Here is a 12,040-nt window from a genome sequence, read left to right on the forward strand (position 1 = left end):
CCTGGATACCGGTGTTGTATCCAGGCCCGACTCCAACGCCGCCGGTCGTCGTCTGGACCCGGCGCGGCCCGGTGAACGTTTCTGGACACCGCACTAGCCGCTCTCCGCGTCGTCCATGGCGCGATAGATGCGCTGCTCGGAGACCGGATACGGGGTGCCCAGCGCCTGGGCGAAGACGTTCACCCGCAGCTCCTCGATCATCCAGCGGATCTGCCGCACCGCAGCCGAGTTCCGTCGGGCCACCGGCAGCGCCGCGACCATCTCGTCGTACTCCCGCTGGACCACGGCGACCCGGTCCTGCTGCTGCTTGTCCCGCTGTGGGTTGGCCGCCAACCGCTCCATCCGCCGCTCGATCGCGGTCAGGTAGCGCAGCAGGTCGGGCAGGCGCGCGTACCCGGCCTCGGTGATGAACCCGGCGTGCACCAGACGGGTGAGCTGGGCGCGGATGTCGGCCAGGGCGGCCACCACGGCCAGGTTCCGGGTCGCGCCGAGCCGCTGCTGTACCGCGTACGCGGCGCCGAGTACCGCCCGGACCCGGTCCATCACCTCCACCACCGTGTCCACCAGCCCGGCCCGCACGGTGTCCCGCAGCGCGGCGAAACCCTCGGCGTCCCAGGCCGGTCCACCGGCGTCGCCGACCAGCTTGTCGATCGCCGCCCCGGCCGCGTCCTCGATCAACGCCTGCACTCCGCCGTGCGGGTTGCGGGACAGCGACAGCTTCGCCTCGTTGGAGAGCCGCCCCTGGAGGAACTTCGCCGGTGACGGCACGGTCAACCGCAGCAGCCGCCGGGTGCCGGCCCAGTGCGCGGCCTCCTGCTCGCCGGCCGAGTCGAAGACGCGTACGCCCACCGTGGCGCCCTCGTCCACCAGCGCCGGGTACGCGGTCACCGCGTACCCGGCCCGGACCTGCTCGATGGTGCGCGGCAGGGTGCCGATCTCCCAGCCGGTCAGCCCGGTACGCGCCACGTCCGGCGCGGCGGCGGCCACCACCTGGCGTACCTCCGCCTTGAGCTGGCGTTGCAGGGACGGCAGGTCCTTGCCCTCGGCGACCGGCTTGTCGTCCTCGCCGAGCACCCGGAAGGTGACCCGCAGGTGCGAAGGCAGCTTCGCCGGCTCCCAGGCGTCCCGGGGCACCGTCACCCCGGTCATCCGGCGCAACTGCCGGGTCAACGCGTCCAGCAGCGGCTCCTCGCCGGGCGTGATCGCGGCCAGCGCGGCGCGGGCGTAGTCCGGCACCGGTACGAAGTTGCGGCGCACCGGCTTCGGCAACGAGCGGATCAGCGCGATCACCAACTCCTCGCGCAGCCCCGGCACCTGCCAGTCGAAGCTCTCCGCCGGCACCTGGTTGAGCAGCGGCAACGGGATGTCCACCGTCACGCCGTCGGTCGGGGTGCCCGGCTCGAAGGTGTACGTCACCGGCAGGTTCACCCCGTCGGCACTCCACTGGTCCGGGAAGTCGGCCTCGTCCACCCCGCCCCGGCCCGCGTTGACCAGCAGCTCCCGGGTGAACGTCAGCAGATCCGGCCGTTCGCGGCGGGCCGTCTTCCACCAACTGTCGAAGTGCCGCCCGGAGACCACGTCGGCGGGGATCCGCTCGTCGTAGAACTGGAAGATCGTCTCGTCGTCGACCAGGATGTCCCGCCGCCGGGCCCGGTTCTCCAACTCCTCCACCTCGGCCAGCAGCCGCTGGTTGTCCCGCCAGAACTGGTGGTGGGTGGACCAGTCGCCCTCGACCAGCGCGTGCCGGATGAACAGCTCGCGGCTCAGCGCCGGGTCGATCCGACCGAAGGTGATCTTTCGCGAGGTGACCAGCGGTACGCCGTAGAGCGTCACCTTCTCGTACGCCATCACCGCCGCCTGCTTCTTCTCCCAGTGCGGCTCGCTGTAACTGCGCTTCACCAGGTGCTGGGCGAGCGGCTCGACCCACTCCGGTTCGATCCGCCCGTTCACCCGCCCCCACAGCCGGGACGTCTCCACCAGCTCGGCGGCCATCACCCAACGCGGCGGTTTGCGGAACAACGCCGACCCCGGGAACAGCCCGAACTTCGCCCCCCGGGCACCCAGGTACTCGTGCTTCTGGGCGTCCTTCAGGCCGATGTGGGACAGCAGGCCGGGCAGCAACGACTGGTGCACCCGGGGAGTGTCGATCTCCTCCGGCAGGTCCGCGTTCGGCGTACGCAACACTTGGCGCAACTGGCTGACGATGTCCTGCCACTCGCGTACCCGCAGGTAGTTGAGGTACTCGGCCTTGCACATCCGGCGGAACGCGCTGGACGACAACGCCCGTTGCTGCTCGCGCAGGTGACGCCAGAGATTGAGGTACGCGACGAAGTCCGACTCCTTATCGGCGAACCGGGCGTGCGCCTGGTCCGCCTGGGCCTGCCGATCGGCGGGCCGCTCCCGTGGATCCTGGATGGACAGCGCGGCGGCGATCACCATCACCTCGACGGCACACCCGTTGCGCTCGCCCTCCAGCACCATCCGGGCCAGCCGGGGGTCGACCGGAAGCTGGGCGAGACGCCGCCCGAGCGAGGTCAGCCGCCGGTCCGGGTCGGTCTCCGTCGGGTCCAGTGCCCCCAGCTCGTGCAGCAGGTTGACGCCGTCGGCGATGTTGCGCCGGTCCGGCGGGTCGATGAACGGGAAAGCGGCGATGTCACCCAGCCCGATGGCGGTCATCTGGAGGATGACCGAGGCCAGGTTGGTCCGCAGGATCTCCGGGTCGGTGAACTCGGGCCGGGCCAGGAAGTCCTGCTCGTCGTAGAGCCGGATGCAGATACCGTCCGAGGTACGCCCACAGCGACCCTTGCGCTGGTTGGCGCTGGCCTGCGAGACCGGCTCGATCGGCAGCCGCTGCACCTTGAGCCGCTGCGAGTAGCGGGAGATCCGCGCGGTCCCCGGATCCACCACGTACTTGATGCCCGGCACGGTCAGCGAGGTCTCCGCCACGTTGGTGGCCAGCACCACCCGACGCCCACCGTGCGGGGCGAACACGCGGTGCTGCTCGGCGACGCTGAGCCGGGCGTACAGCGGCAGGATCTCGGTGTGGCGCAGCGCCGGCCGGTGCTCGACGAGCCTGCCCAGCGCGTCGGCGGTGTCCCGGATCTCCCGCTCGCCGCTGAGGAACACCAGGACGTCGCCGGGCCCCTCGGCGGCCAGCTCCTGCACCGCGTCACCGATGGCCTGGACCTGGTCGCGGACATTCTCCTCGTCCGTGTCGTCGGCGTCCTCGTCGACCTCGACCAGCGGCCTGTACCGCACCTCGACCGGGTACGTCCGGCCGGACACCTCGACCACCGGCGCCGGCACCCCGTCCGGGTGCTCGGCGGTGGGCGGCCCGGCGAAGTGCCGGGCGAACCGGTCGGTCTCGATGGTCGCCGAGGTGATGATCACCTTGAGGTCGGGGCGGCGGGGCAGGAGCTGCCGGAGGTAGCCGAGGATGAAGTCGATGTTGAGGCTGCGCTCGTGCGCCTCGTCGATGATCAACGTGTCGTACTGGCGCAGCATCCGGTCGGTCTGCAACTCGGCCAGCAGAATGCCGTCGGTCATCAGCTTGACCAGGCTGTTCTCGCCCACCTGATCGGTGAAACGCACCTTGTAGCCGACCACCTCACCGAGCTGCGTGCCCAACTCCTCGGCGATCCGGTCGGCGACCGTCCGCGCCGCCAGCCGCCTCGGCTGGGTGTGCCCGATCAGCCCGTGCACCCCACGGCCCAACTCCAGGCAGATCTTCGGCAACTGGGTGGTCTTGCCCGAGCCGGTCTCGCCGGCCACGATCACCACCTGGTGGTCCCGGATCGCCGCCGCGATGTCGGCCGCGCGCTCGCTGACCGGCAACTGCGGCGGGTACGTCACCGTCGGCACCGCCGCCCACCGGGCCGCCAGCCGCGCCTCCGCCTCGGCCACCTCGCCCACGATCTCGGCCAGCGCCGCCTCCCGCCGCTGCGGATCGCGAACCTTCCGCAACCCGTCCAGCCGCCGACGCAGCCGACGCTGGTCGCGGAACATCAACGAGGAGAGACGACGGTGCACCTCGCGAACCGGATCGGTCGCGGCGGTGGTGGCTTGATTCTGCATGTCGTGGCCAAGGATAGGCAGCGACCCGCCGACCCGCCTCCTGGTTACCCCGCCAACGTCAGGGACGGATGTAAGGAAGGGTCCCCTGCTAACGCCTCAGGTATAGGAAGGGTCCCTTCCTAACACCGTGCGCGCCTGCACGTCCGCGTGCCCTGCATGGTGCGCGCCTGCACCCGCGCGTGCGTGCCTGCACCGCGTGGGCGTGAGCAGAGCGGCGGTTATCGTTGACCGCCGAGCCGGAGCGAGCACGGGAACGCCGATGACGATGCGTGACACCGACCGGGCGCTGGTGCAGGCCGCCAGCGCCGTGGCCAAGCTGCGCTGTCGCAGCGCCGCCCACACGCTTGCGGCGGCGGCCCGCACCGTCGACGGGCGGATAGTCTCCGGCGTGAACGTCGTGCACCCCACCGGGGGTGCCTGCGCCGAGGTGGTCGTGGTGGGCACTGCGGCGACCCAGCACGCGGGCGAACTGGAGACGATCGTCACCGTGGGCGATCGCGGTCGGAGCCTGGTGGCCCCCTGCGACCCGTGCCGACGGCTGCTGGCCGATCACTTCCCGGCGCTCCGGGTGATCACCGGCACGGTCGAGGACCCCCAGGTGCACCAGGTAACCGAGTCACCCACCACGCCCGAATAACCAACCTGGCCCCGCGCCGTGCGCGCGTCCTCATGATCCGCGCAACTTCATGGATACTGCTGCCTCCAGGGGTGCCTGAGACAGCAATATCAATGAAGTTGCGTGGATCTTGCGTCGTGCCGCGTCGGGCACGCGCACGCGATCGCGCCGCAGTCCAGGCCGGGCTGCGTCGACAGGCGGGTCGAGGCTGGCGGCGGGTGGCCCACCTTCTCGACTAAAGAAGGCGGTCGGTCAGGGGCTGCGGTCGGTCATGGGTGGCAGCCGGTCAGAGACGGCCGGGCAGGATTGGCGGCTCGTAAGGGTGGCGGTCGGTCAAAGGCAGCGGGTCAGTGGTGCGGCGGCCAAGAGGGGTGGTGGCCAAGAGGGGTGGTGGGTCAGGGGCGGCGGGTGGCCAGGGCGTGGCGGAGTTCGACGAGGAAGCCGTCGACATCGTCGCGGAGACGCTTGGCGGTGACGTGGAGTACCAGCCAGTCGGTGCCGAGCAGGCGGTTGAGGCGGCGTCGGTCGCGGTGGAACTGCTCCGGATCGTGGTGCCAGAGTCCGTCGTACTCGACGGCCACCCGATGCTCGGGCCAGGCGAGGTCGACGCGGGCGATGAATCTGCCCGCACGCTCCACGACGAACTGGGTGACGGGTCTCGGCAGTCCGGCCTGCACGATGCGTACCCGCAGACGTGACTCGGGCATCGACTCGGCCCCGGGGTCGGCGAACTCGACCACCCGCAGCAGTCGTTTCCCGCCACGGATTCCGAGGCGGGCGCGGGCCAGGTCCGCCACGTCGTCGAGTCGGACGACACCTGCGGAGGCCAGCCGGTCGACCACCGCGACCGCGTCTTCGAGGGGGTGCCACTGGGCGAGGTCCCAGCAGGTGCGGCGAGGGGTGGTGACCGGGATGCCGGAAAGCGAGACGGTCTCGTCCACGGCCACGTCGGCGCGGTGCACGGTCAGACCCGCCACCGGCCCGAGTCGCAGGGCGGTGGGGACCAGGACGTCTATCGGCTCGTCGACGCGGACCTCGCCGACGCCGAACAACGCGGCGGCACTGCGGCCCGCGACCGCCGCGCCGGGTGGGAGGACCAGCCGCGCCGCGCGACAGCGGGTACGGTGCGTCACCGCGAGTTGGGCGTCGACGTAGACGTCCCGGAAGAGCCGTCGCCAGGCTTTGCTGCGCAACTGGGTACGAGTGAGTAGCCCACCGGCCACCACCTCGGAGCCTCGGAAGAGGCGCCCACGTAGTTCCGGGGGCCGTCTGGGAGATACCGGCATGGACCCACCCTGGACGAGCGCGCTGCTTCTGCGCTGCTCCTGTGGACAACCGTCGCCCGCTGACAGTCCCGGCCTGTGGACAACGGCATCCGAGGTCGGACCAAGGTGGTGGGACCGACAGACCGGTGCCGGCCCCATGGGGTCTGGACAGGGACCATGGGGCCGGCCGGAAGCGGGATGATCGGTTGCGGACCAGCGGACCAGCGGACCAGCGGACGAGCGGACGGGAAGGGCAGGGGGAGAGGCGTCAGGCGGCGGCGGACCAGATGGCGCGGAAGGCGGCGGCCTCGCCGGCCAGCCAGCGTTCGATCTCCTGGGGCTTGGCGTTGTCGGGCATCCGGTGGGTGGTGCCGCGCCGGACGTCGACCAGGACCGGCTCGGCGTGCGGCAGGACGGCGTCCATGTGGCGGGCGGTCAGGTGCAGGGCGGCCAGGGTGGCCTCCTCGCTGGGCGGCGCCTCGTCGAAGTGCAGGCGGACCGCCTCGGCGCGGCCGTCGGCGTACCGGATGCCGAAGTGTGGGTTGATCTTGATGGGGAGGTCGCCGAGCATGGCCAGGGCGTCGCGGGTCTGCGCCAGGTCGACGGTGGCCGGCTCGCCGAGCGAGTGCAGCCAGGCGGTCGCGCCGGGCGCCAGGGCCTGGTAGAGCGGTCGCCAGCGGGGCTTGACCACGTCGACCACCTGCGTCAGGTGGGTGCCGCCGGTGTGGAAGGCGATGTCGGCCTTGAGCGCCTTGACGAACTGGCCGTGCGGGTTGAACCCGGAGCGGCTGGCCCGCTGCCGACGCAGGCCGCCGACGAAGCTGGCCTTGGTGGGCCCGGTACGGCCGACGTACCGGGTGAAGCCGAGAAGGGTGGCGTACGGCGTGAGGGGGGCGGAGGTGGGCGCGGTCACGAGCATCCTCCCAGGTCAGGAACTCGATTAGTACATACATTCTAATCGACGGGTCTGACATCGCCCAGGGGGGATAAGGGGCTGATCGGACCGCGCTGACGCCGACCTGTCGACCAATTTCGGGACGCCGCTCCGAGCGGGACCAACGTGCGGATCGGCGTCGTCGGCCGGCGGGGTGGGGGTGCCAGGCGCCGCGTGATGGGCGGGGTCCGGTGCGGATCCGCCACCTCCGCCGCCGGGACGGACGGCCGTGTCACGAGCAGCAGCGCCACCAGCAGCCACACCACCGTCGCCACCCGGTTGACCGTGGTGGTGGGCAGTCCCAGCGAACCGACGACGACCACGACCAGCAGGCCAGCGCCGAACCGCACCACGGCGCGGTCGGTCCGTCGGCGGGACCGCCACCAGAGCACGACCAGCATGGTCAGGATCGCGGTCTGTGCCACCACGCCGAGGACGCCGGCCATCACCAACGCCTCCACCCATGCCGAGTCGTACGCGACCCGCAGCCCGTCCAGGCCGAAGCCGGTCCACGGCGAGTGGGTGAACACGATCCCGGCCGCGTCGGCGAGCGTCGAGTTCTCGCCGAAGCGGCGGGCCGAGTACAGCGACAGGAGACTGCCGGACTGTTCGCCGGGGGTGAGCCAGGCGTCGAGGAGCATGCCGCCGATCGGCGAGTCGGGCCGCCGCGCCTGATGATCGAAAACGGCCAGCACGCCGGTGACGGCCAGGGCGGCGCCGAGGCGGGTACGCCATGGCGAGCCGGCCCAGGTCTGCCAGATCGCCACCGGCAGCCCGACCAGCAGGAAGATCTTGGACGCGGTGAGGAGGCCGCCGATGGCGAGGAGCACTCCGGCGACGGCCAACGGGACGGGCCGGCGGCGCAGCAGGAACACGGCGGCGACCAGCCCGAGGCTGTACATGACACCGGCCTCGGCGGGCTGGTTGAAGACGCCCGAGTAGCGGCCCATCGTGGCGGCCCGCTCGGCGGTCGTCACCGTCCCGGTGTCGCCACTCCACCAGGCGGTCAGGATGTGGTCGTACGCGCCGGGGTCCATCAGCATCGCGTACGCCAGGATCGCGTTGGCGGCGAGGATCGTGACGAGCGTCCAGGCGGCGAACCGCAGCAACCGCAGCCGGTCGACGTCGCCGGAGACGATCAGGTAGCCGGCGGCCAGGATGATCGCCGGCAGGAGCAGGTTGTCCAGCCCGGCCCAGAAGCCGACCGTGCGCATCCCGGTGGGAAGGTGGGCGTCGCCGATCGACGCCACGGCGGCGACCGTCGGATAGGCGACGAGCAGGGCGGCGAGCGCCACGACCGGCCCGGGCGCGGTCGGCAGGCGTCGGGCGCGGGCCAGGAACGCGAGCACGGCGACGGCGCAGACGGCAAGCTGCTCGGTACGGACACCGGACACCACGTACGGGCCGAACGACGCCGCCACGAGTACCACGACGGCGCTGTCGGCGGACCGTTGCCCGGGAGGAATGCGTCGCCTATGTGATGGCATGTGAGCGTCGACCCCCACTGTCAAGGAACGCCCCATTTTGTGCCGACAGTCCCCGGGTACGGCGAAGCCCCGGCCCGCTCGGCGCGTCGCGCTGCCGGTGGTCCGTCGGGTCGAGTGGCCGGGTACGCCTAGAGTTGGCCGACGTCGGTGACGCGGACGACCGCCGCCCCCGCCTCGTCCGAGGCGGCCAGGTCGACCTCGGCGCTGATGCCCCAGTCGTGGTCGCCGTCCGGGTCGTCGAGGATCTGCCGGACGGTCCAGCGCTCGCGCCCCTGCTCGATCATGAGCAACGCGGGGCCACGGGCGTTCGGTCCGGTGCCGATCTCCGGGTACGACTCGAAGTACGGCTCCAGGGCGTCCGCCCAGGCGTCGGCGGTCCAGCCGAACTCGGCGTCCAGTTCGCCGAGGGCGTCCCAGTGTCGCAACGCCGCCAGTTCCACCCGCCGGAACAGGGCGTTGCGCACCAGCACCCGGAACGCCCGCGCGTTGCGGGTCACCGCGGCCGGTCGGTCGTCCAGCGCGGCGGCGACGTCGGGCAGGTCGCCCGGGTTGCGCAGCCGCTCCCACTCGTCGATCAGGCTGGAGTCGACCTGCCGGACCAACTCGCCGAGCCACTCGATCAGGTCGACGAGTTCCTCGGTCTTGGCCTCCCCGGGCACCGTCTGCCGCAGCGTCTTGTACGCGTCCGCGAGGTACCGCAGCACCAGCCCCTCGGACCGGGACAGCCCGTAGAACTGCACGAACTCGGTGAACGTCATCGCCCGCTCGTACATGTCCCGGACGACCGACTTGGGGGAGAGCTGGTGGTCGGCCACCCACGGATGCCCCTGCCGGTACATCTCGTACGCGTTGTCCAGCAGCTCGGCCAACGGCTTCGGCCAGGTCACCTCGTCGAGCAGTTCGAGGCGGGCCTCGTACTCGATGCCCTCGGCCTTCATCGCGGCGACCGCCTCGCCGCGCGCCTTGAACTGCTGCGCGGAGAGCACCTGGCGGGGGTCGTCGAGGATCGACTCGATCACCGACAGCACGTCGAGCGCGTACGACGGGGACTCGGTGTCCAGCAACTCGATGGTGGCCAGCGCCAGGGGCGACAGCGGCTGGTTGAGCGCGAAGTCCAGTTGCAGGTCGACGGTGAGCCGGACCCGCCGCCCGGTCTCGTCCGGCTCGGGCAGTTCCTCGACCACGCCACCGGCCCGCAGCGCGCGATAGATGGCGATCGCCCGGCGGATGTGCCGGCGCTGGGCCGCCGCGTCCTCGTGGTTGTCGGTGAGCAGGTGCCGCATCGCGGCAAACGCGTCGCCGGGGCGGCCGATGACGTTGAGCAGCATCGAGTGACTGACCTGGAAGCTGGAGGTCAGCGGCTCCGGCTCGGCGGACACCAGGCGGTCGAAGGTGGGCTGGCCCCACCCGATGGAGCCCTCCGGCGGCTTCTTCTTGACCACCTTGCGCCGCTTCTTCGGGTCGTCACCGGCCTTGGCGAGCGCCTTCTCGTTCTCGATCACGTGCTCGGGGGCCTGCACGACGACCCGACCGAGGGTGTCGAAGCCGGCCCGCCCGGCCCGCCCGGCGATCTGGTGGAACTCGCGGGCCTTGAGCAGTCGGGTACGCACGCCGTCGTACTTGGACAGGCCGGTGAACAGCACGGTGCGGATGGGCACGTTGATGCCGACGCCGAGGGTGTCCGTACCGCAGATGACCTTGAGCAGGCCCGCCTGGGCGAGCGTCTCCACCAGCCGGCGGTACTTGGGCAGCATACCGGCGTGGTGCACACCGATGCCGTGGCGGACCAGGCGGGACAGCGTCTTGCCGAAGCCGGAGGTGAACCGGAAGCCGCCGATGGCCTGGGCGATCATGTCCTTCTCGGCGCGGGTGCAGACGTTGACGCTCATCAGCGCCTGTGCCCGCTCCAGCGCGGCGGCCTGGGTGAAGTGCACGACGTACACCGGGGCCTGCTTGGTCTGCAGCAACTCTTCGAGCGTCTCGTGCAGCGGCGTCATCGCGTACGAGAAGAGCAGCGGGACCGGCCGCGCGGCCGCGCGGACGACGGCGGTCGGCCGACCGGTACGCCGGGTCAGGTCGTCCACGAACCGGGTGGTGTCGCCCAGGGTGGCCGACATCAGCACGAACTGCGCCTGCGGCAGTTCGATCAGCGGCACCTGCCAGGCCCAGCCCCGGTCGGGCTCGGCATAGAAGTGGAACTCGTCCATGACGACCTGGCCGACGTCGGCGCGGCTGCCCTCGCGCAGCGCCAGGTTGGCCAGGATCTCCGCCGTGCAGCAGATGATCGGCGCGTCGGCGTTGACGCTCGCGTCGCCGGTGAGCATGCCGACGTTCTCCGCGCCGAACACCTCGCAGAGCGCGAAGAACTTCTCCGACACCAGGGCCTTGATCGGCGCGGTGTAGAACGTCGTCCGGTCGTCGGCCAGCGCGGCGAAGTGCGCGGCGATCGCCACCAGGCTCTTGCCGGAGCCGGTCGGCGTATTCATGATCACGTTCGCGCCGGAGACGATCTCGATGACCGCCTCCTCCTGGTGGGAATAGAGGTCCAGACCGCGCTCGGACGCCCAGCCGGCGAACGCGTCGTAGAGGGTGTCGGGGTCGGTGGACTTGGGCAGCGCGGCGGTGAGTGTCATGGCCGGTCCATGGTGCCTGTCCCAGCCCCACCAACGCCAACCGGGATACCGCCCGCCGCACCCCGTCGCACCCCGCCGCGCGCCGCCGCCGGGCCGCGGGTCGTCGGGCTGAGATGTTAGGAGCGGTCCCCTGCTATGCACGAGGCGTTAGCAGGGGACCCCTCCTTACATCCCCGAGACATCCGAGACATCCGAGAGCGAGCGCCTCACCGGCGGCGGTACATCAGGTCGGCGATCGGCCGTCCCACCCGCAACGCCCGCCGCTCGAACCGGGTGACCGGCCGGTGGGCCGGTCGGGGCGCGACCCCGTCGTAGAGGTTGACCAGGCCCGGGTCGGCGTCCAGCGTCACCCGCATCGACGCCGCGTACTCCGCCCAGTCGGTCGCGCAGTGCAGCGTGCCGCCCGGTGCCAGCCGGGACCGCAGCAACGCCACGTGCGCCGGCTGGATCAGTCGCCGCTTGTGGTGCCGGGACTTCGGCCACGGATCCGGGAAGAACACGTGCACCGCGTCCAGCGAGTCGGGCGGCAGCAGGCGTACCAGGTCCAGCGCGTCACCCTCGGCGATCCGGAGATTGCCCAGCCCACGCTGGTGCACGAGGTCCAGGAGGTTCGCGATTCCCGGCGTGTGCACCTCGACCGCCAGATAGTCTCGAGCCGGGTCGGCGGCGGCCATTTCGGCGGTCGTGTCGCCCATGCCGGACCCGATCTCGACCACCAGCGGGGCCCGCCGGCCGAAGAGGTCGACCGGGTCGAATCGGTCGACGTCGGCCACCCGCAGGGCGTACATCGGCCACAGCTGCGCCAACGCCGCCGTCTGACGGTCGCTCATCCGGCCGCCACGCGGGTGGAAGGTGCGGATCGGCCGCGCCGGGTGCGGCGGCGCGGACACGGTGGGAAGCGGGTCGGTGGAGGTCACAGCGAACCGAGCCTACGCGAGCATCGCGCCGGATCGGATGTGAGGTACGACCGGGAGTGAGACCATCATCCCGTACGGCAGACCGGGTGTCCGCATCGGCGCCCGGCGACTGCT

The 12,040-nt window shown here is 71.3% G+C and carries 7 protein-coding genes; 1 reads left to right on the forward strand and 6 read right to left on the reverse strand.

Going from position 1 to position 12,040, the window contains the following annotated elements:
- Positions 1–93: 93 nt before the first annotated feature.
- Entirely contained in the window at positions 94–4,074 is a 3,981-nt protein-coding gene (gene hrpA / locus ACIBO1_RS15740; protein ID WP_396746491.1) for an ATP-dependent RNA helicase HrpA, read from the reverse strand.
- A gap of 259 nt (positions 4,075–4,333) precedes the next feature.
- Between hrpA and ACIBO1_RS15745 the strand changes: the two genes are divergently transcribed.
- The gene (locus ACIBO1_RS15745; protein WP_396746494.1) at positions 4,334–4,711 is read left to right on the forward strand and encodes a cytidine deaminase; all 378 of its coding nucleotides are present in this window, start codon (positions 4,334–4,336) and stop codon (positions 4,709–4,711) included.
- A gap of 374 nt (positions 4,712–5,085) precedes the next feature.
- On the opposite strand, the gene ACIBO1_RS15750 is transcribed toward ACIBO1_RS15745, so the two are convergent.
- From ACIBO1_RS15750 to trmB, 5 genes are all read right to left on the reverse strand, one after another.
- Positions 5,086–5,976, reverse strand: a complete 891-nt coding sequence (locus tag ACIBO1_RS15750) for a hypothetical protein (protein ID WP_396746497.1) — start codon at positions 5,974–5,976, stop codon at positions 5,086–5,088.
- Between the two features lie 247 nt (positions 5,977–6,223).
- Positions 6,224–6,868: a hypothetical protein gene (locus ACIBO1_RS15755; protein ID WP_396746500.1), complete on the reverse strand. Its 645-nt coding sequence runs from the start codon at positions 6,866–6,868 to the stop codon at positions 6,224–6,226.
- Between the two features lie 41 nt (positions 6,869–6,909).
- Positions 6,910–8,310, reverse strand: a complete 1,401-nt coding sequence (locus ACIBO1_RS15760) for a hypothetical protein (RefSeq protein WP_396746503.1) — start codon at positions 8,308–8,310, stop codon at positions 6,910–6,912.
- Between the two features lie 194 nt (positions 8,311–8,504).
- Positions 8,505–11,009, reverse strand: a complete 2,505-nt coding sequence (locus tag ACIBO1_RS15765) for a DEAD/DEAH box helicase (protein WP_396746506.1) — start codon at positions 11,007–11,009, stop codon at positions 8,505–8,507.
- Positions 11,010–11,215: 206 nt separating this feature from the next.
- Positions 11,216–11,926: a tRNA (guanosine(46)-N7)-methyltransferase TrmB gene (trmB, locus tag ACIBO1_RS15770; RefSeq protein ID WP_396746509.1), complete on the reverse strand. Its 711-nt coding sequence runs from the start codon at positions 11,924–11,926 to the stop codon at positions 11,216–11,218.
- Between the last annotated feature and the right edge of the window lie 114 nt (positions 11,927–12,040).

Origin of the sequence: Micromonospora sp. NPDC049903, from assembly GCF_044460945.1 — a bacterium.
GTDB lineage: Bacteria > Actinomycetota > Actinomycetes > Mycobacteriales > Micromonosporaceae > Micromonospora.

What these genes read in the sequence shown, in the direction of transcription:
- ACIBO1_RS15750 (WP_396746497.1), bottom strand. Translation starts at nt 5,976, where the DNA reads ATGCCGGTATCTCCCAGACGGCCCCCGGAACTACGTGGGCGCCTCTTC.
- ACIBO1_RS15765 (WP_396746506.1), bottom strand. Translation starts at nt 11,009, where the DNA reads ATGACACTCACCGCCGCGCTGCCCAAGTCCACCGACCCCGACACCCTC.
- ACIBO1_RS15745 (WP_396746494.1), top strand. Translation starts at nt 4,334, where the DNA reads ATGACGATGCGTGACACCGACCGGGCGCTGGTGCAGGCCGCCAGCGCC.
- hrpA (WP_396746491.1), bottom strand. Translation starts at nt 4,074, where the DNA reads ATGCAGAATCAAGCCACCACCGCCGCGACCGATCCGGTTCGCGAGGTG.